General features: G+C 31.8%; 16 protein-coding genes and 3 tRNA genes. 8 read left to right on the top strand and 11 right to left on the bottom strand.

Going from position 1 to position 20,032, the window contains the following annotated elements; translation table 11 throughout:
• Positions 1–18: 18 nt before the first annotated feature.
• Entirely contained in the window at positions 19–1,302 is a 1,284-nt protein-coding gene (locus GFJ99_RS01725) for an NAD-dependent succinate-semialdehyde dehydrogenase (RefSeq protein WP_153207273.1), read from the bottom strand.
• Positions 1,303–1,492: 190 nt separating this feature from the next.
• On the opposite strand from GFJ99_RS01725, the gene GFJ99_RS01720 reads away from it, so the two are divergent.
• Positions 1,493–2,086, top strand: coding sequence for a 2OG-Fe(II) oxygenase (locus GFJ99_RS01720; RefSeq protein ID WP_153207272.1), 594 nt, complete (start codon positions 1,493–1,495; stop codon positions 2,084–2,086).
• 13 nt (positions 2,087–2,099) lie between these two features.
• On the opposite strand, the gene GFJ99_RS01715 is transcribed toward GFJ99_RS01720, so the two are convergent.
• The gene (locus tag GFJ99_RS01715) at positions 2,100–2,345 is read right to left on the bottom strand and encodes a hypothetical protein (RefSeq protein ID WP_153207271.1); all 246 of its coding nucleotides are present in this window, start codon (positions 2,343–2,345) and stop codon (positions 2,100–2,102) included.
• A 230-nt stretch (positions 2,346–2,575) separates the two neighbouring features.
• On the opposite strand from GFJ99_RS01715, the gene GFJ99_RS01710 reads away from it, so the two are divergent.
• Positions 2,576–4,570, top strand: coding sequence for a BspA family leucine-rich repeat surface protein (locus tag GFJ99_RS01710; protein ID WP_153207270.1), 1,995 nt, complete (start codon positions 2,576–2,578; stop codon positions 4,568–4,570).
• Between the two features lie 58 nt (positions 4,571–4,628).
• Here GFJ99_RS01710 and GFJ99_RS01705 read toward each other — a convergent pair.
• From GFJ99_RS01705 to GFJ99_RS01685, 5 genes are all read right to left on the bottom strand, one after another.
• A tRNA-Asn gene (locus tag GFJ99_RS01705) sits at positions 4,629–4,702 on the bottom strand.
• A 37-nt stretch (positions 4,703–4,739) separates the two neighbouring features.
• Positions 4,740–4,813 (bottom strand) — tRNA-Asn (locus GFJ99_RS01700).
• Between the two features lie 37 nt (positions 4,814–4,850).
• Positions 4,851–4,924, bottom strand: a tRNA-Asn gene (locus tag GFJ99_RS01695).
• 73 nt (positions 4,925–4,997) lie between these two features.
• The gene (locus tag GFJ99_RS01690; protein WP_153207269.1) at positions 4,998–6,581 is read right to left on the bottom strand and encodes a site-2 protease family protein; all 1,584 of its coding nucleotides are present in this window, start codon (positions 6,579–6,581) and stop codon (positions 4,998–5,000) included.
• Positions 6,582–6,651: 70 nt separating this feature from the next.
• Positions 6,652–8,580: a M1 family aminopeptidase gene (locus GFJ99_RS01685; protein ID WP_153207268.1), complete on the bottom strand. Its 1,929-nt coding sequence runs from the start codon at positions 8,578–8,580 to the stop codon at positions 6,652–6,654.
• Positions 8,581–8,801: 221 nt separating this feature from the next.
• On the opposite strand from GFJ99_RS01685, the gene serS reads away from it, so the two are divergent.
• The 5 genes from serS to mgtE all read left to right on the top strand — a co-directional run bounded on the left by serS (position 8,802) and on the right by mgtE (position 14,504).
• The gene (serS, locus tag GFJ99_RS01680; RefSeq protein ID WP_153207267.1) at positions 8,802–10,073 is read left to right on the top strand and encodes a serine--tRNA ligase; all 1,272 of its coding nucleotides are present in this window, start codon (positions 8,802–8,804) and stop codon (positions 10,071–10,073) included.
• 74 nt (positions 10,074–10,147) lie between these two features.
• On the top strand, positions 10,148–11,929 hold the full coding sequence (locus GFJ99_RS01675; RefSeq protein WP_153207266.1) for a tetratricopeptide repeat protein: 1,782 nt from the start codon (positions 10,148–10,150) through the stop codon (positions 11,927–11,929).
• A 125-nt stretch (positions 11,930–12,054) separates the two neighbouring features.
• On the top strand, positions 12,055–12,381 hold the full coding sequence (locus GFJ99_RS01670) for a DUF4286 family protein (protein ID WP_153207265.1): 327 nt from the start codon (positions 12,055–12,057) through the stop codon (positions 12,379–12,381).
• A gap of 1 nt (position 12,382) precedes the next feature.
• Positions 12,383–13,162: a 16S rRNA (adenine(1518)-N(6)/adenine(1519)-N(6))-dimethyltransferase RsmA gene (gene rsmA / locus GFJ99_RS01665; protein WP_153207264.1), complete on the top strand. Its 780-nt coding sequence runs from the start codon at positions 12,383–12,385 to the stop codon at positions 13,160–13,162.
• Positions 13,152–14,504: a magnesium transporter gene (gene mgtE / locus GFJ99_RS01660; RefSeq protein ID WP_153207263.1), complete on the top strand. Its 1,353-nt coding sequence runs from the start codon at positions 13,152–13,154 to the stop codon at positions 14,502–14,504. Before rsmA ends, mgtE begins: the two co-directional genes overlap by 11 nt.
• Here mgtE and GFJ99_RS01655 read toward each other — a convergent pair.
• Entirely contained in the window at positions 14,488–15,174 is a 687-nt protein-coding gene (locus tag GFJ99_RS01655) for a hypothetical protein (protein WP_153207262.1), read from the bottom strand. The genes mgtE and GFJ99_RS01655 overlap by 17 nt on opposite strands.
• A 99-nt stretch (positions 15,175–15,273) precedes the next feature.
• On the opposite strand from GFJ99_RS01655, the gene GFJ99_RS01650 reads away from it, so the two are divergent.
• Entirely contained in the window at positions 15,274–16,890 is a 1,617-nt protein-coding gene (locus tag GFJ99_RS01650) for a DUF4139 domain-containing protein (protein ID WP_153207261.1), read from the top strand.
• Between the two features lie 68 nt (positions 16,891–16,958).
• Here the strand turns inward: GFJ99_RS01650 and GFJ99_RS01645 are convergent, their stop codons facing one another.
• From GFJ99_RS01645 to GFJ99_RS01635, 3 genes are all read right to left on the bottom strand, one after another.
• Positions 16,959–17,999 (bottom strand): aldo/keto reductase, encoded by a 1,041-nt coding sequence (locus GFJ99_RS01645; protein ID WP_153207260.1) that lies wholly within the window; start codon positions 17,997–17,999, stop codon positions 16,959–16,961.
• A 140-nt stretch (positions 18,000–18,139) separates the two neighbouring features.
• A complete protein-coding gene (locus tag GFJ99_RS01640) occupies positions 18,140–19,105 on the bottom strand; it encodes an OmpA family protein (protein WP_153207259.1) in 966 nt (321 codons plus the stop codon).
• A 91-nt stretch (positions 19,106–19,196) separates the two neighbouring features.
• Positions 19,197–19,958, bottom strand: a complete 762-nt coding sequence (locus GFJ99_RS01635) for an exodeoxyribonuclease III (protein ID WP_153207258.1) — start codon at positions 19,956–19,958, stop codon at positions 19,197–19,199.
• Positions 19,959–20,032: the final 74 nt, after the last annotated feature.

Genomic DNA, 20,032 nt, shown 5'->3' with positions numbered 1-20,032 from the left:
ATTTTAAAATAAATAAGCCTATTTAATAAATACCGTTTTTACATTTACAAATTCTTTAATCCCGTCTTCTGCTAATTCTCTTCCATATCCCGATTTTTTAATACCTCCAAAAGGCAATCTTGGGTCGGATTTTACCATTTCATTTATAAAAACAGCTCCTTCATTAAATGCTGAAATCTTAGTTTTAATACAATCCATATTTTGAGTAAAAACAGAAACACCTAAACCAAAATTTGACTTATTACTAAGTTCTATAGCGTCTTCAACAGTTTTAAAAGTTGTAATTGCAGCTACTGGACCAAAAGTTTCTTCCTTAAAAACAGGCATTTCGGAAGTAACATTAGTTAAAATTGTAGGCTCATAAAAAGCTTCTTTTCTATTTCCTCCACATATTAATGTAGCACCCATTTGAATTGATTTTAGTACTTGTAATTCTAATTCTTCTGCCAAATCAACTCGGGCTAACGAACCTATTTGCGTTTCTTTATCTAATGGATTTCCAGATTTTAAGTTTTCTATTGCGACTTTGAATTTTGATACAAACTCTTCTACAATATTTTCATGAACTAAAAATCGTTTGGCAGCAATACAACTTTGACCTGCATTTTGCATTCGTGCATTAACGGCCACTGAAACAGCTTTTTCTATATTGGCGTCTTCTAAAATGATGAAGGCGTTGCTTCCGCCTAATTCTAAAACGCACTTTTTTAAATGTTTTCCAGCTTCGGTGGCAACGGCTATTCCGGCTTGTTCGCTACCTGTTAGAGAAACGGCTTTAATGATTGGACTAGCAATAACACTTGCCACTTGGCTACTTAAAATTGATAAATTTTGATAGCAACCATTTGGAAAACCAACTTGTTCGAAAATTTTTTGAATTAATTCGGCCGATTTAGGCACATTACTCGCGTGTTTTACTACAACTGTATTTCCTGCACTAATTGATGGAATTGCAAAACGGAATACTTGCCAAAACGGAAAATTCCATGGCATAACACCTAAAATTACCCCTAAAGGCTCGAACGTAATGAAACTTTCTAACGCCTCTGTTTTTATAACTTTGGTAGACAAAAAATTTTCTGCATTTTCAAAATAGTAAGTACACAACAACGCACATTTTTCAACTTCAGCTATTGATTGAGCAATTGGTTTATGCATTTCATTTGTTATACATGTGGCATATTCTTGTTTGTTTTCTAAAAGCAACTTAGCCAATGCTGGTAAAAAAGAAATTCTATTTTGAATACTTAAATTACGCCATGAATGTTGGGTATTTTGTGAAACTTCTAAAAGATTTTGCATGCTAAAAGGTTTTTGTAAAAATACATTTTTTAATTGAAAACAAGGGCTGCGTTAGGGATAGAAGCGATATCCTTTTATGTAGCGAAGCGAAATAAAAGATTTAGCGAATAGCCCGAACTCGCTATAAGCGGAGTAACGCCCAAATTAAAAAAGGAAATGATATCTTTGCGCGTATTTACAATTAAAAAAAATGGAAGATTGTTTTGAAGCCTTAATTGAAAGTTATTTAGAAACTAAAGTAGGTGTGGTAGAACATTTTGTTTCGGAAGAATTAGCGCAGCATTTGACAAACAGATTGTTTGATTTGAAAGAACAAAATTTATTGAAAGCTGCCGGAATTGGAAATGCAGCAAAATTAACTCAAAATTCAGCCATAAGAAGTGATGCTATTTATTGGTTAGACAGAGCTAATAATAACGAATATGAAAATGCTTTTTTAGATCAAGTAGATGCTTTTATTGCCTATTTAAACCGAAGTTGTTATACCGGAATTACGGGTTGTGAATTTCATTTTGCGTTGTTTGATAAAGGTAGTTTTTATAGAAAACATTTGGATCAGTTTCAAGACAATTCGAGCAGACAGTTTTCAATGATTACCTATTTGAATGAAAATTGGCAACCTGAAGATTGTGGCGAATTGTGTATTTATGATGGTGACGCCACTCAAAAAATAGCTCCAACGAATAGAAAAACAGTTTTTTTTAAAAGCAACGAATTGGTTCATGAAGTTTTAGAAACTCATAAACCAAGGTTAAGTGTTACAGGATGGTTGAGAAGAGATTAAAAATCTCTATAAATTAAACCTTGTCGTTTAAACCTATTCCAAAACCAAACATAGCTGCTACAAAAGCAAGATGAACAAATAAAACCACTTTTTGCCAAGTAGGTCTTTCGTTCCATTTTTGTTCTTGGTTAAAAGGATCAAATGCTAATGCAATCCCTAGAGAAGCTGCTGCTTGCATATAATCTTTTGTAAAAAAAGCTTGAAAAATTCCTAACAATAAAAAACCTAAATAAAGAAATTTATTAAATTGAGTATTCATACTTTATAATTTTTTAAACAACTATTAGTTCTCTTTATTTAAAAATTGTTACAAAATAGAAATAAAAAAAAGCACTTACATAACGTAAGTGCTTTTTTGCTCCCCCTATTGGAGAAAGTTACAATTTTAACGCGATGATTGGTTACTCAATTATAAGAAAATCAAGGACATAGACAATTTTTATTTTATTTTTAATATATTTACAATTAAATAAATTAAACAAAATAATTATGAAAAAAATTACACTCCTAATTATTTCAGTATTTTTAGCCGTTCAAACAATCAAAGCACAAGTTGTATTAGATACTAACGGAATTACCGTAAAATGGACGGGCACAACAGTTCCGGCACCCTACTTTATTCAAGCAAACCCAAGAGGAACAGGAATGGAATGGTTTGCTATTGTAAATAATTCAACTACTAGTAATATTACTAATTATGCTAATAATATTCCTTCAGGCATAAGTTATTTTACACCTCCAGGCAGTACAACGCCAATTCCTTTTGATAATATTGTAACGACTCTTGTAACTAATACAACTAATTTATTTTATCAAGCAGTAACTTTCAACCAACCAATTGGGTCTTGGGACGTGAGTAATGTAACCGATATGAATTTTATGTTTTACACCGCTACTTCCTTTAACCAACCTATTAGTTCCTGGAATGTCAGCAATGTGACTATTATGGCTGGTATGTTTAGTCAAGCTACTTCCTTTAACCAAAATATTGGTTCTTGGAATGTTAGCAATGTGAACAGTATGAATGTTATGTTTTCAGGCGCTACTTCCTTTAACCAAAATATTGGTTCTTGGAATGTTAGCAATGTGAACAGTATGAATGGTATGTTTTCAGGCGCTACTTCCTATAACCAACCTATTGGGGCTTGGAATGTTAGCAATGTGCTTAATATGAGTGGTATGTTTAGTCAAGCTACTTCCTTTAACCAAAATATTGGGGCTTGGAATGTTAGCAATGTGTACAATATGAATGGTATGTTTTCGCAAGCTATTATCTTTAACCAAAATATTGGAGCTTGGAATGTTAGTAATGTAACTGATATGGGTAGTATGTTTAGTAACGCTCCCGCCTTTAACCAAAATATTGGTTCTTGGGATGTTAGCAATGTGACTGATATGAGTGGTATGTTTGCAGGCGCTATTTCCTTTAACCAAAATATTGGTTCTTGGAATGTTGGCAATGTAACTACTATGGCTGGTATGTTTTTTCAAGCTAATATCTTTAATCAAAATATTGGGGCTTGGAATGTTAGCAATGTGAATACTATGCTTTCTATGTTTGAAAACGCTACTACCTTTAACCAAAACATTGGGGCTTGGAATGTGAGCAGTGTGACTAATATGTCTTCTATGTTTTCACACGCTATTTCCTTTAACCAACCTATTGGGCCTTGGAATGTTAGCAATGTGACTAATATGGGCGGTATGTTTGATCAAGCTAATATCTTTAACCAACCTATTGGTTCTTGGAATGTTAGCAATGTGATTGCTATGGGTTATATGTTTAGGCAAGCTATTGTCTTTAACCAACCTATTGGTTCCTGGAATGTTGGTAATGTAACCAATATGTCTAATATGTTTAGTAACGCTTCCGCCTTTAACCAGCCTATTGACTCTTGGAATGTGAGTAGTGTTATCGATATGGATTCTATGTTTTTTAATGATCCTATGTTTTTTGGGCCTTCCTCATTTGACCAACCTATTGGATCATGGAATGTTGGTAATGTAACTAATATGTCATCTATGTTTGCAGGAGCACAACTTTCTATAAATAATTATGATGCGCTACTAATAGGTTGGGCAACAATAGCACCAAATGAGAATCCTTTAGAACCAAATGTTGTTTTTTCAGGAGGCAATTCTTATTATTGTAATGGCTATGCAGCAAGAACTTCTATACTTAATACTTACAATTGGACTATAACAGATTTAGGGCTAGCGGTTAACTGTAGTGATTTAGCCACGGAAGTCTTTGATAAAAGTAGTGTAAGCTTATATCCTAACCCTACTTCAAGTTTGTTAAATACAATGATTGAACCTAGTATCGTTAATCAACCTTATACAATAATTGATAATCTAGGAAGAGTTGTTTTAAATGGAAAACTAAATGAAATTGAAACAACCATAAATGTTGAACAATTATCGGAAGGTATTTATTATTTAAAAGTATCTGGTAAAAACGCTGCCAAGTTTATTAAAGAATAAATTTTGAAGTTATTTAAAACAACAAAGCCTGATACTTTCGTATCAGGCTTTTGTTTTGCTCCCCCTCTTGGGCTCGAACCAAGGACCCTCTGATTAACAGTCAGATGCTCTAACCAACTGAGCTAAGGAGGAATCACCTCAAAGGTTTATATTGTTGCTTAAAAGTTTGCTCCCCCTCTTGGGCTCGAACCAAGGACCCTCTGATTAACAGTCAGATGCTCTAACCAACTGAGCTAAGGAGGAATCACCTCAAAGGTTTATATTGTTGCTTAAAAGTTTGCTCCCCCTCTTGGGCTCGAACCAAGGACCCTCTGATTAACAGTCAGATGCTCTAACCAACTGAGCTAAGGAGGAAGTTGCTTTATCTTTTAAGCGAGTGCAAATATAAACTGATTTTTTATTAACGCAAATTATTTTATTGAAAAAATTATAAAAGTTTATCTACTACTATTTGATATATGTCTTTTCCGAAAGTTAAAGCCATTAATGTCAGTAAGATAATCATTCCAGCAGTCTGAACATGACCTGCAGCTTTATCAGATAATTTTTTTCCTGTTATCATTTCAACAATAATAAATAAAGAATGCCCACCATCTAATCCTGGTATTGGTAATAAGTTCATAAACGCTAATCCGATTGAGAATAAGGCGGTGAAATTCCAAATAAATTCCCAATTCCAAGTATCAGGTAAACGACGCGCAATTCCAATTGGACTTTGAACCTTAGTATACGCTTTTGTAGATGGTTTTAAGATTAATTTAAACTGTTTTACGTTATATACTAATAATGCCCAAGATTCTTTTACAGCAGCCGGTACTGCTTGACCAAATGTTAGGTGATTTGTTACTGTATATAATTTTTCATTTGATTTATCATCAAATCCAATTCCAATTTTACCAGCTTTAGGTATTTCTACTGAAATTTCTTTTTGTTCTCCGTTTCTTAGAAGAGAAACAATAATTTTATTCCCTTTATTTAAATCAATTAATTTTTTAAAATCTTTAATAGTTTTTGTTGGAATGTTATTTATTGATACCATTTCATCTTTAAACTCAATTCCTGCTTTTTCTGCAGCAGAATTTTTATCAAATTCAGAAACATAAGCATCTTGAAAACTATAATTAGAACTTACAAAAATATTATTGTTTAAACCTATTTTACCATTTGAATCAACTTTAACCGAAATTGAAATTGGATTGTTATCTCTAATTAGATCAAGTGTAACAGTTTGATTTTTATAATTTTTAAATTCGTCTGTAAATTCATCTAAATAAGTAAATTTCTTTCCGTTAATTCCAACAAATTCATCAAATCTTTTTATTTCAGATCCTTTTCCAACAGAATCTACAAAAACTTTATTGATTAAATTTCTTGCATAGAAAAATCCTTTACCTTCTTTACTGATGATTTCGCCTTTCATTTCATCAGTTAAAATAACATCAACTTTTGTTCCTTGACGTTCAACTTCAACATTATCTCCAAGTAAAACATCTAATGTCATACGATTAAAACTAGGTTGGAATTTTCCGTCAACTGAAATAATTTTATCACCATTTCTAAATCCAGCTTTCTGTCCTACTTCTCCAAATGCTAAACCATTTTCTTGAATTTTTTCTGTTGCAATGAATTTTTGACCAACAGTTGCATACATGATTGTAAAAATCAACCAAGCTAAAATTACATTTACAATAATTCCACCTAACATAATAATCAAACGTTGCCAAGCTGGTTTTGAACGAAATTCCCAAGGCTGAGCTTCTTCATTCATTTGCTCAGTATCCATACTTTCATCAATCATTCCCGAAAGTTTTACATAACCTCCTAATGGCAACCAACCAATTCCCCATTCTGTATCGCCAATTTTCTTTTTTACTAAAGAAAAACCAGCATCCATAAACAAGTAAAATTTCTCTACTCGAACCTTAAACATTTTGGCAGTAATGTAGTGACCAAATTCATGAAGAATAACTAAAACGGATAATATGAATAATATTTGTGCTACTTGAATCATTTTTATGCTTTTATTTAAACGACAAAAGTAAGGTTTTCACCTTACTTTTCATCATTATTTTATTTGTGAGCTATTTTTTTATAAAATTTTTATGAATTGTACCTTCTGAAGTAGTAATTTTCATCACATGCATTCCCGAACTTAAATTATCAATTCTAAAATCTACGGATTGATGAGTTGCTAATAATTGACCTAAAGTATTATAAATTTCTACTTTCTCTAGCTGAATTGTTGTTGGCATCATGATGTGTAACTCTTCATTTGCTGGGTTAGGATAAACCGAAATTGTTTGTTCTAATTCAAAAGATTCGTTACCTAAAGTAATCACATTATTTCTTGAAACAATATGTTTATTAGGATCAAATGTAACAGCATTTACCAAAAACGGAACCGCAACTATAAATTCTTGATTATTAAATGTATTATCTACAACAACATCATAATTTACTCCACCAGCACTTGTTAATCTAATTTCTAATGGCATTTCAAAATAAGAAACAGATGAGTGCGATTGTGTTTGGCTAACAGTAATTTTTACCTGGCCTGCACCCCAATTTTGAGCTGCCATAGTATAGGTTGGATAACCTTGCATGTACAACCAATCGTTAAAAAACTCTGAAAGACTGCTTCCGTGAACAGCTTCTAAATGACCTTTTAAATTATTAGTAACCGCATATCCATAAGCTAAATTAGTATCTGACAAATAATTACGTAAGGCCTGGAAAAAATTCGCATCGCCCATTACCCATCGTAACATATGCGTTACCATTGATCCTTTATCATATGAAAGTCTACTACTAAAAATTCTATTTACACTTAACGCTTCGGCATCTGTTAAATATACAGCTCCAGAAGTTTGAGAAGTAATGTTGTTTATTTTTCCGTTTTTCCATGTAACAAAACTTGAAGGACCATCTAATTCTTCAACCATAATTCCGGCGGTATATTCTGTTAATCCTTCATTTAACCAAATATCTTTCCATGTTCCACAAGTAACTTTATTTCCAAACCATTGGTGACCTAACTCATGGGCAATTAAACTTCTACCCCAACTTCCCATTGAAGACATTGTAGTATGTTCCATTCCGCCACCCCATCCAAATTGAACGTGACCATATTGCTCATTTCTGTAGGGATAAGGACCAAATTTCTCTTCAAAAACATTAATAATAGACGTTGTAACATCTATAGCATTTCTAACCGAAACAGTATTACTTTCAGGATATAAATAATTATTTACCGGAAAAAATGGACTATCGACTGTGCCTAACCCTGCCTGAATATTGTATGTAGCATAATTAGTTACATTTAAAGAAATTAAATAGGCTGGAATTGGATAATTGTGTTTAAAATGACGTGTTGTAATCCCACCTGATGTAACAGAACTTTGCAGTAATCCATTTGAAACGCCAATATAAGCATCTGGGCATGAAATATAGATATCAAAACTATCTATCTTATCATTTAAATCTTGTTTGCATGGCCACCAATCTCTTGCTCCAAAAGGCTCAGAAAGCGTAAAAATTACTGGTGTTCCACTATGCGTACTTCGTGTAAATCCTCCTTCAGCTTGAGGAGGCGAACCCGCATAGGTAATTTCAACTGTTGCACTATTTCCTGTAGAAAGCGTTGCTGGTAAATTAATATTTAATTCATAATTACTTTGGCTAAAAGTAAGACTTGTACTGTTCATTGTTACCGAACTAACTGCTAAAGCCGTTGCCATATCAAATGTAACAGCATTCATATCAGACAAAGCTATAAAAGTAGTTTTTACCACTCCATTAATATAGGGCGTAGTGTTATTCGGATCAACCGAAAATCGCAATTCATGATACGTTATATCATAATTTTGAGTATTCGGATTTACTCTAAGATTTTGCATTGAAGAAGCGGATTTCATCTCGGCTTCCACCATTCTTTCATACTCTGTATCATTGGTTTGGGCAAAACCAATAATTCCAGATAAAAGAAGTAGGTAATAAGTAATTTTTTTCATTTGTATGTAGGTTTAAAAAATTGGGGGCGTTGTTTTAGTTACTAAATCGTAACTTTATTTGCATTTAATTGCAAAATAAAAACGAATATACTAAAAATGTTTAATTTAAACCGATTTTAATACGAAATCCATAGTTATATATAAACTTTACAGCATTTTTGTTTTTTGTCGATTATCTAAATCCAATTTCATAAATTTGTGCTTTTAAAATCCAATATATTATGTTACAAATAGCGTACATTAGAGAAAACAAAGAAGAAGTAGTAAAAAAATTGGCTAAAAAAAACTTAGACGCCAAAGCTGCTATTGACGAAGTAATTGCTCTAGATGAAAAAAGAAGAGCTACACAAGCAGAATTAGACACTATTAAATCGGAATCTAATAAGCTATCCAAAGATATTGGTGATTTAATGAAAAGTGGTGAAAAAGCAAAAGCCGAAATTTTAAAAGAAAAATCGGTTCAACTTCGTGAAAAAGACAAAGAATTAACAGAAGTTTTAAACGCATTTGCTTCTAAATTACAAGAAGAGCTATACAAATTACCCAATTTACCAGCTGATATTGTTCCTGAAGGAAAAACGCCTGAAGAAAACTTAAATGTTTTTCAAGAAGGTGACATTCCTAAATTACACGAAGGCGCTTTGCCGCACTGGGAATTAGCAAAAAAATATGATTTAATCGATTTTGAATTAGGAGTTAAAATCACGGGAGCTGGTTTTCCAGTTTACAAAGGAAAATGTGCCAAATTACAACGTGCTTTAATCACTTATTTCTTAGACAAGAATACCGATGCAGGTTATTTAGAGTACCAAGTGCCACATATGGTAAACGAAGCTTCTGGTTTTGGAACGGGACAATTACCTGATAAAGAAGGTCAAATGTACCACGTAGGAGTTGATGATTTATACTTAATTCCAACAGCTGAAGTTCCGGTAACGAATATTTTTAGAGATGTTTTATTAAACGAAAATGATTTACCAGTTCTTTGCACAGGATATACACCATGTTTCCGTCGTGAAGCAGGTTCGTATGGCGCACACGTTCGTGGATTAAATCGTTTACACCAATTTGATAAAGTTGAAATCGTTCGCATTGAACATCCAGAAAATTCTTATAAAGCATTAGACGGAATGGTAGAACACGTAAAAGGAATTTTACAAGAATTAAAATTACCTTACCGTATTTTAAGATTATGTGGTGGCGATATGAGTTTTGCTTCAGCTTTAACGTATGATTTCGAAGTATATTCAACAGCGCAAGAGCGTTGGTTAGAAATTAGTTCGGTTTCTAATTTTGAAACATTCCAAGCGAATCGCTTAAAATTACGTTTCAAGGATAAAGAAGGTAAAAACCAATTAGCGCACACATTAAACGGAAGTTCATTAGCATTACCAAGAGTATTAGCCGGAATTTTAGAAAACTACCAAACTCCTGAAGGTATTGTAGTTCCTGAAGTTTTAAGAAAATATACTGGGTTTGATATTATTAACTAAACGTTAATCTTTATAAAATAATGTACTAATCTGACGCCAAAAAGTGTTACTTTAGTACATTATTTGTTTTATTTATGTTACAAAAAATTGCAATTTTCCTTTTCTTTCTATCGTCATTTTGGGTTTCTGCACAAAATGAGGAATTGGCTTTGCAATATTTTGATGAAGGTGAATTTGAAAAAGCATTAACTATTTTTGAAGAAAATGCGCAAAAACAACCTTCTAATTTTTTCTTTTTTCAGAAAATATTAGAATGTCGTCAGCAGCTGCAACAATACGATAAAGTTGAAGAAGCTATTTTAAAAAGAAAAGAAAAATACAACCAACCCATACTTTTAGTAGAACTTGGATATAATTATCAGCTTCAAAAAAAAGAAAACGAGGCTAAAAAACAATATAATTTAGCGCTTTTAGAAGTTGAAAAACAACCAAATCACGCCTATCAAGTAGCCAATTCTTTTGAAAAGAAAGTTCTTTTAGATTGGGCTATTAAAACCTATGAAATTGCTCAAAAAGTAAATCCAAATTTAAATTTCGATTATCAAACAGGCTTGTTACAGGGGCAATTAGGCAATTTAGATAGTATGCTGGAAAAATTACTTGATTACAGTTACAAGAATCAAGAAAACACAGCATTAGTACAAAATCAACTAAGTCGCTTTTTAATGGATGATACTGATGGTTCTTTTGCGGCTACTATTCGAAAAAACTTATTACTGAGAACGCAAAAATCGCAAGACGTCTATTGGAATCAGTCTTTAAGTTGGTTTTTTGTTCAACAAAAAGAATATGGTAAAGCTTTTATACAAGAAAAAGCAATTTATAAAAGAAATCCTGATAATTTTTACAACATTGTTACACTTGCTAAGTTGGCAATAGAAGAAAAACAAAATGATGATGCAATTACCATTTTAAATTTTGTTTTAGAAAACACTCAAGATGCAGATTTACAAATGCAAGCACATTATTTCTTACTATCAATGGAAATTGAATTGGCTTCAGAAAAAGAATATCCTACAATCGATTTAAAACTTCAAGAATTACTCAAAAAATATGGAATAAGTCCTTATTCATTAGAATTGCAGTTGCTAACAGCACATTTTGAGACTTTCTATTTAAACCAGTCCAAACAAGGAATTTCAATTTTACAAAATGCTTTAAAGTTGCCATTAAACAATAGAGACCAATCTAAAATTAAAATGGAATTGGCCGATATTATGGTGTATGATGAAAAATTCAACCAAGCCATTTTATATTATGCACAAGTAGAAGAAAATTTAAAAAATGATGTTTTAGCACACGAAGCTAGCCTTAAATTAGCCAAAGCCAATTTCTATAAAAAAGATTTCGATTGGACACTACAACAAGTAAAAATCTTAAAACAATCGCCAAGTTTATTAATTGCAAATGATGCGATAGAATTGTTTTTACTAATTCAGGATAATTCGGCCGAAGACAGTTTACGAGTGGCACTTCAAGCATATGCAAAAGCCGATTTACAATTATATCAAAAGAAAAATGAAGATGCGCTTCAATCTTTTTTAACTATTTTAGAAAAACATAAAGGTGAAAGTATTGAGGATGAAACCTTATTAAAAATAGCCGACATCTATTTCCGAAAAAAAGAATATCAAAAAGCACTGAATTACTATCAAAATATTTTAGACAATCACAAAGACGGAATTTACATAGACGAAGCCTTATTCTTTTCAGCAGAAATTTATCGCAAATATCTATTAGACAACGAAAAAGCAAAACCTTTGTATGAAAAAATGGTTTTAGAACATCCGGATAGTTTGTATTATACCGAAAGCAGAAAACAATACCGAACGTTGCGAGGTGATTCGACAATTTAGGATTTAACCAGAAAGCACAAAAAGAAAGCACAAGGCACAAAGATTTTTTTTAATTTTTAAAACTTATTAAATCTGTGCTCCAAATTGATTTTCGAAATTGTACTTAAATTTGAAATTTATTAAAAATGATTATATACAACGTAACAGTAAACGTAGACGAAAGCATTCATAACGACTGGTTAAATTGGATGCAAAACAAACACATTAACGATGTTTTAGCAACAGGTTTGTTTACCAATGCTAAAATGGTTAAAGTGGTTGTAGAAGAAGAAATGGGTGGCACAACTTATGCTGTACAATATTTTACAGATTCTAGAGCAAAATTAGAAGACTATTACCAAAACTATGCACCAAGATTACGCCAAGAAGGATTACAACTTTTTGCAGATAAAATGTTAGCATTTAGAACTGAACTTGAGGTAATAAGTGAATTCTACGGAAAAACAAATTAAAATGGAAAAAGTAACCGCAAAAAAACACTTAGGACAACATTTCCTAAAAGACGAAAGTATTGCAAAAGATATTGCCGATACACTTTCGTTAGAAGGCTATGATAAAATTTTGGAAATTGGTCCTGGAATGGGTGTTTTAACCAAATATTTATTAGACAAACCTACTGAAACCTTTGTAATTGAAATCGACAAAGAATCAGTTGAATATTTGGGTGTTCATTATCCAAAATTAGAAAATCATATTATTTCTAAAGATTTTTTAAAATACGATTTAAACGAAGTGTTTAACAAAGCACCATTTGCAATTATAGGAAATTTTCCGTACAATATTTCTACACAAATTGTTTTTAAAACATTAGAAATGCGCGACCAAATTCCTGAATTTGCTGGCATGTTTCAGAAAGAAGTTGCCCAACGCATTTGCGAAAAAAAAGGAAGTAAAGTTTACGGAATTTTATCGGTATTAACACAAGCTTTTTACGAAGCGGAATACTTATTTACCGTTCCACCTGAAGTTTTTAATCCGCCACCAAAAGTAGATTCAGGAGTGTTGCGTTTAAGAAGAAAAGAAAATTATTCGTTGCCATGCGATGAAAAAATGTTCTTTAGAGTGGTAAAAACTGCCTTTCAACAAAGAAGAAAAACATTACGAAATAGTTTAAAATCGTTCAATTTTTCTGATAATTTAAAATTAGACACTATCTTTGACCTTCGTCCGGAACAACTAACGGTGGAACAATTTATAGACATTACCCAAAAAATAACAGCCGATGGAGTTTAAAATCAGCAGAGAGTTTCTATCTGAAATAGAACAACTTATAAGTGAAAACAAATCTCAAGAATTACTTTTACTTCTTGAGGATATTCACTTTGCTGATATTGCCGAAATCATGGAAGAACTCGATGATTATGGCGCTGGTTATATTTTTAACACCTTAGATTCTGAAAAAACAGCGGAGATTCTGTTAGAATTAGACGAAGAAGTTCGTGAAAAAATCTTAAAAAACCTTTCTCCAAAAGAAATTGCAGAAGAGCTTGACGAATTAAGTACAGATGATGCTGCCGATATTATTGCCGAATTACCTCAGTACAAAAAAGAGCAAGTAATTTCGGAATTAGAAGATGTAGAACACGCGAAAGACATTGTAGATTTATTACGCTACGATGAAGATTCTGCTGGTGGTTTAATGGGAAAAGAGTTGGTGAAAGTAAACGAAAACTGGAATGTTTTAACTTGTGTAAAAGAGATGAGAGCACAAGCTGAAAATGTTTCTAAAGTACACTCTATATATGTAGTAGATGATGAAGACCGATTAAAAGGCCGTTTATCATTAAAAGATTTGCTAACTACCTCAACAAAAACACATATTAGCGAAGTTTATATCAAAAAAGTAGATTATGTAAAAGTAGATACGAAAGATGTAGAAGTAGCGCGAATTATGCAAAAATATGACTTGGAAGCCATTCCGGTTGTTGATGAGTTAGGCAGATTAGTAGGCCGCATTACCATTGATGATATTATTGATGTTATAAAAGAAGAAGCTGATAAGGATTACCAGTTAGCAGCGGGTATTTCACAAGACGTAGAAGCCGATGATAGCATTTTAGAACTAACAAAAGCACGTTTGCCTTGGTTGGTTTTAGCTTTATTTGGTGGCTTTATTTCGGTACACGTTTTAGGTGTTTTTGAACCCGTAATGAAATTACATCCTGAACTGTTTTTCTTTACCCCACTTATTGCGGCAATGGCAGGAAATGTTGGAGTACAATCTTCAGCTATTATTGTACAAGGTTTAGCAAACAATACGATTATTGGTCCTGTAGTTGAACGTTTATTAAAAGAACTTTCGTTGAGTTTACTAAACGGTGTTATTCTATCTGTAATATTATTAGCAGGAAGTTACTTTTTACTTGGATACGAAATTCATGTAGGTTATACCGTTTCAATAGCCTTACTCTCGGTAATTATTATGGCTTCGTTAATTGGAACATTTATTCCTATTATCTTAAATAAATACGGAGTTGACCCAGCATTAGCAACCGGTCCTTTTATAACTACAAGCAACGATATCTTAGGGATTTTGACCTATTTTACAATTGCTAAGATTATTTTGGGGATTTAGTATAATCACACTCATCTGGAATTGTGAAAAATTTATTTATTTGAATTACCTTAATTAATTCTTGTTTAAAAATTATTTTACCTTCAACACTAACATCGTACTTTATTTTAATAATTCCGTTTGGTAATTCTAAAGTCTCAATCCATTTATTGTATACCGTAGCATGATATAAAAAAGGCTTAAATTGCTCACTATTTTTATCAATAATATAATGTGAAGTTACAATTTTCTTTCTTTTCTGATAAGATAAACTTTTATTACACTTAATAGAATAATGATAATAAACGGTATCATTAATTGTTGTGTCTTGATGCTTTATAAAATTGTATTCTTTTATCTTATACTTATATTTATTTGAAAATCTATATACAGAATTACATACATTCGACAAGGTTTCAGCTTCATAAAATTTTTCCTTCTTTACATTCGAATTAACAAACAAACCATCGTAATCAATTAACCGTATGGATGCATTAATAGAATCCAAATCAAAAGAAACCAGTGTTCTAAAACTGTTGTCTTTTGAATTAATTAAATATAAATTCGATTTAGTTTCATTTTCCACAGAAATTGGATTGTCATAAATCAATGCATAATCGAAATGATATTGTTTTTGTGAAAAACCTAAACTCCAAACAAAACAAACAAACAATTGAAAAAAACACTTCATAAATCTATATTTTCTAACAATTTTACAAAATTTTCATAAAGCTTCCCAACCTTTTTACTTTTATTTCACTCTATATAAGAAACACTAAAGTTTATAGAGATGAAAAAAATACTTGTATTTACATTATGCTGTTTTTCAGCAATTACATTTGCTCAAAAACCCATTTTTACTTCCGCTAAAATTAAAAGCGCAACAATTTATAGTAATTCAGCTGAATTAAACCACACGGCTCCGGTTACACTTCCTACTGGTACAAGCGAAATTGTGATTAAAAACGTGGCCGATTACATCAACGAAAACACCATTCAAATTGGCGCTCCAGCTAATGTTACCGTTTTATCGGTTCAACTTGTTCGAGATTATAAAGAAAAATCAGAAACAACCGAACCCTTAAAACTAACCCCAATTCAACAAAAATTTTCAGACAGTATTAATTATTTTGAAAACGAAATTAATAAAATTACAATCGAAAAAAATGCTATTTCAAAAACAATTGAACTGCTCGATAAAAAAGAATTAGCTGGTACAACAAAACCCGAAATTACAATTAGTGAGTTTACAAAACTAATTGATTATTATAGAATTAAACGAAATGAGTTTGGACAATCTATTCATAAATTGAGTATTAAAGAAAAAAACTTTGAGAAAAAAATTCAGTTACTTCAAGAAAAATTAGCGTTAAAAAAAAATACACCTACTGCAAAACCAGAATATAATTTGATACTTCAGGTGATGAATACAGTTGCTGGAACTATGACTTTAGATATAAATTATCTAACTAATGGTGCATCATGGATTCCGTTTTATGACATGAGAGCCGACAATGTAAATGCACCAATCAATTTAATGTATAAAGCAAAAGTAACACAAAACACAGGAATCGATTGGAAAAAAGTCAAATTAACACTTTCTAGCGGTAATCCAAATCAAAACAACACAGCTCCTATTTTACAAGCTTGGTTTTTACGATATGGTTATCCAAGAGCATATGGTTATGATAATAGCAATGCAAAATTAAATACGGTTGTGGTGTCTGGTTATATGAAAAAAGATAAAGCAGAATTGGAGGAATCCTCTATTTCAAATTATACAACCATCAATGAAAACCAGTTAAATGTTTCTTTTGACATTGATATTCCGTATGACATTTTATCGAATGGAAAAGCACATAGTGTGGCTTTGAAAGATTTAAAATTACCTGCAACGTATAAATATTACGCTGTGCCGAAAGTGGAAAAAGAAGCTTTCTTATTAGCTGAAATTAGCGAATATTCAAAATTCAATTTGTTACCTGGAGAAGCGAATATTATCTTTGAAGGTATGTATGTAGGGAAAACCATGATTAACCCAAATCAAACTTCAGACACGTTGAATTTAAGTATGGGAAGAGATAAAAAAATTGCCATCAAACGTGAGAAAATCGCAGATCAATCGGGAACTAAATTCTTATCAGGTTATAAAGAGCAAACATTTACGTATGATATTACGGTAAAAAACAACAAAAAAGAAGCGATTGACTTATTGCTGAAAGATCAGTATCCTATTAGTACCGATAAAGAAATTACTATTGAATTATTAGAAAACGGAAAAGCAAAAGTAAACACAGAAACCGGAATTTTAACTTGGGATATTAAATTAGGAGCTGGAGAAACGAAGAAATATCGCATCAGTTATAAAATCAAATATCCGAAAGATAAGTATATAGATAATTTATAAAATAGTCGCAGTTGACGGTCTCAGTTTTCAGTGCTATACTGCTAACTGAGACTGAAAACTGTATACTATTAAGGCGCTGGATTCGGAATTAATTCCTGAATTTTCTCTATTTCGGCTATAATTTCATCTGACAAAACAATGTCAAAAGCCGCAATATTTTCCTGTAATTGTTCCATACTTGTAGCGCCAATAATCGTTGAAGTTACAAATTGTTGACGATGAACAAAAGCAATTGCCATTTGAGTTAACGTTAAACCATTGGCTTCAGCTAATTCTTTATATAATTGAGTGGCTTTAAAACAGTTTTCATTGGTATATCTAGTAAAATTTCGAAACAAATCTAATCTTGAATTTTTTTCGATGCCGTTCAAATGTTTTCCGGTTAAATAACCAAAACCTAATGGAGAATACGCTAATAAACCTACATTTTCACGCATTCCAATTTCTGACAATCCCACTTCATACAATCGGTTCAATAACGAAAACGGATTTTGAATGGTTACTATTCTAGGCAAACCGTGTTTTTCGCTTTCCATTAAAAAACGCATTACACCCCACGGATTTTCATTTGAAAGGCCAATATGTTTTATTTTACCTTCTTTAATTAAACCATCGTAAACCGTTAATACATCAAAAATATTGTCTTGCCATTTTGGATCTAACTCCTGAACTCCACGTTTTTGAAACATATTCATAACACGTTCTGGCCAGTGCATTTGATATAAGTCAATATAGTCTGTTTGAAGATTTTTTAAACTCAACTCCACCGCTTCATGAATACTTTTCTTAGAGAAATCTAAAGGTTGACGAATGTATTCCATTCCGCGATTTGGACCCGCAATTTTAGTAGCAATAACTAATTTTTCTCTTTCAGAAGCTCCAATTTTATTAATCCAAGTACCAATGTGGCGTTCAGTACTTCCAAAAATTTGTGCATTTCCACCAATGGGATACATTTCGGCAGTATCGATAAAATTAACACCTTTTTCTAGAGCAAAATCTAATTGACTGTGTGCTTCACTTTCGGTATTTTGATTCCCAAAAGTCATGGTTCCTAAACAGATTTTGCTGACTTTTAGTTCGGTATTTGGTAATGTTATGTAGTTCATATATTTAATATAAAGCGATTTATGACACAAAGTTGTTTTATGCTGAAGCACAAAGATACAAACAACCAAAGTTTTAAAAAAGTAAAAGGTTCAAAGTAAAACTCTGAACCTTTTAAAATGTAACGCATTGAAACTAATTTTTATAATTCATTCATTAGTTTTGAAATTTCATCTAACTTAGGTGTTAAGATAATTTCGATTCTTCTATTTTTTGCTTTTCCTTCAGCTGAATCATTTGTCATTAATGGAGCAAATTCTCCACGACCCGCTGCTGTTAAGTTTTTCTTGTCAATTGCTTTGTTTTCGCCAAGAATGTTAACGATAGCTGTTGCGCGTTTTGTTGATAAATCCCAGTTATTTTCTACTCCACCGCCAATTGTTCCTGTAATTTTATCATTATCAGTATGTCCTTCAATTAATACAGAAATTTCTGGGTTTTGACCTAATACTTCGCCTAGTGCTTTTACTGCTTTTTTTCCTTCAGCACCAACAGTCCAACTTCCCGATTCGAAAAGCAATTTGTTTTCCATAGAAACATATACTTTACCATTTCTTTGTTCCACCGTAAGTCCTTTTCCTTCAAATGCATTTAACGCTTTAGATAAAGTTTCTTTTAACTTTTTCATAGCGGCATCTTTATCAGACATCATTTTTTCTAATTCTGCTAAACGGGTTGACGAAGCTTCTAAATCTTTTTTCAGTTTATTTAATCGGTCTTGCTCTGCCGTTAATGCTTTTTGTTTGGCTTCTAACTCAGCCAATAATTGTCTGTTTTTATTAATATTTGCCTCTAAAGCATTATTACTATCTTTTTCAAGTGCCGCGTAAGACGCTTTTAAATTGTCAAGATTTTTCTTAGTTGCAGCGTAATCTGTCGCTAATTTATCGCGCTCTGCTTTCGTTTTATCTAATTCAGATTGTAATTTGTTTTTATCTAATTCTAACTGGTTTTTATCTGTTTGCAACACTCCATTTTCGTCAGAAAGTGCGTTGTTTTCTTTCTTTAAATCAGCATATTTGTTTTCTAAATCTTGATAGATTTTTTTAGAAACACATGAAGTAGTTAAACTTAAAACTACACAAGCAAGGGCAATTTTTCTTATCATTTTGTTTTTTGTTTTTATAATTGATTTTCAGGTTTCAAGTTTCAGGTTTTGACGTTGATTTTTGAATTTGAAATTGATATTGAACTTGTTTTTATTTTATTTCCACTAAAACCGGACAATGGTCTGAATGTTTGGCTTCGGGCAAAATTAAAGCTCTTTGAATTTTCTCTTTAAGAGATTCCGTTGCTAAGCAATAATCTATTCTCCAACCTTTGTTATTATTACGAGCATTGGCTCTATAACTCCACCAACTATAATTATTTGGCCCTTTATTTAAATGACGAAACGTATCTACAAATCCGTTTTTAAGAAAACCATCTAACCAAGCACGCTCTTCTGGTAAAAACCCAGAAACTTTTGCATTTCTAATTGGATCATGAATATCTATCGCTTCATGACAAATATTATAATCGCCACAAATAACTAAATTTGGGATTTCTTTTTTTAATTCATCAACATACAACTGAAATTCTGCCATATATTGAAATTTATAATCTAATCTATCAATATTCGTACCAGAAGGCAAATATAAACTCATTACCGAAAGTTTATCAAAATCGACACGTAAATTTCTTCCTTCAAAATCCATGTGTTTAATTCCGGTTCCAAATACAATGTTTTTAGGTTCAATTTTTGACAAAACGGCAACACCGCTATATCCTTTTTTTTCTGCTGAAAAGTAATATTGATAAGGATAACCCGCTGCTTCGATTTCTAATTTAGGTATTTGATCTTCGGTTGCTTTAATTTCTTGCAAGCAAATTACATCGGGATTGGCTTGTTGTAACCATTCTAAAAAACCTTTTGAAATAGCCGCACGAATTCCGTTAACGTTGTAAGATATGATTTTCATTTATAGTTTTAGCTTTTGACCAAATATAAGGAAAAGCTTTTTAATATTAAAGTTCAAAAACATCTCAATTTATA

It is taken from the genome of Flavobacterium sp. LMO6 (genome assembly GCF_009495795.1).
In the GTDB taxonomy this organism is placed as follows: Bacteria; Bacteroidota; Bacteroidia; order Flavobacteriales; family Flavobacteriaceae; genus Flavobacterium.
The sequence above is the reverse complement of the archived record's forward strand: the minus strand, read 5'-3'. Positions and strand labels throughout refer to the sequence as shown.

Excerpts from the sequence above, each read along its gene's own strand:
- GFJ99_RS01645 (WP_153207260.1), bottom strand. The coding sequence starts at position 17,999 with ATGAACTACATAACATTACCAAATACCGAACTAAAAGTCAGCAAAATC.
- serS (WP_153207267.1), top strand. The coding sequence starts at position 8,802 with ATGTTACAAATAGCGTACATTAGAGAAAACAAAGAAGAAGTAGTAAAA.
- GFJ99_RS01710 (WP_153207270.1), top strand. The coding sequence starts at position 2,576 with ATGAAAAAAATTACACTCCTAATTATTTCAGTATTTTTAGCCGTTCAA.
- GFJ99_RS01640 (WP_153207259.1), bottom strand. The coding sequence starts at position 19,105 with ATGATAAGAAAAATTGCCCTTGCTTGTGTAGTTTTAAGTTTAACTACT.
- GFJ99_RS01670 (WP_153207265.1), top strand. The coding sequence starts at position 12,055 with ATGATTATATACAACGTAACAGTAAACGTAGACGAAAGCATTCATAAC.
- GFJ99_RS01675 (WP_153207266.1), top strand. The coding sequence starts at position 10,148 with ATGTTACAAAAAATTGCAATTTTCCTTTTCTTTCTATCGTCATTTTGG.
- rsmA (WP_153207264.1), top strand. The coding sequence starts at position 12,383 with ATGGAAAAAGTAACCGCAAAAAAACACTTAGGACAACATTTCCTAAAA.
- GFJ99_RS01650 (WP_153207261.1), top strand. The coding sequence starts at position 15,274 with ATGAAAAAAATACTTGTATTTACATTATGCTGTTTTTCAGCAATTACA.
- GFJ99_RS01685 (WP_153207268.1), bottom strand. The coding sequence starts at position 8,580 with ATGAAAAAAATTACTTATTACCTACTTCTTTTATCTGGAATTATTGGT.
- GFJ99_RS01635 (WP_153207258.1), bottom strand. The coding sequence starts at position 19,958 with ATGAAAATCATATCTTACAACGTTAACGGAATTCGTGCGGCTATTTCA.
- GFJ99_RS01725 (WP_153207273.1), bottom strand. The coding sequence starts at position 1,302 with ATGCAAAATCTTTTAGAAGTTTCACAAAATACCCAACATTCATGGCGT.
- GFJ99_RS01655 (WP_153207262.1), bottom strand. The coding sequence starts at position 15,174 with ATGAAGTGTTTTTTTCAATTGTTTGTTTGTTTTGTTTGGAGTTTAGGT.
- GFJ99_RS01715 (WP_153207271.1), bottom strand. The coding sequence starts at position 2,345 with ATGAATACTCAATTTAATAAATTTCTTTATTTAGGTTTTTTATTGTTA.
- GFJ99_RS01720 (WP_153207272.1), top strand. The coding sequence starts at position 1,493 with ATGGAAGATTGTTTTGAAGCCTTAATTGAAAGTTATTTAGAAACTAAA.
- mgtE (WP_153207263.1), top strand. The coding sequence starts at position 13,152 with ATGGAGTTTAAAATCAGCAGAGAGTTTCTATCTGAAATAGAACAACTT.
- GFJ99_RS01690 (WP_153207269.1), bottom strand. The coding sequence starts at position 6,581 with ATGATTCAAGTAGCACAAATATTATTCATATTATCCGTTTTAGTTATT.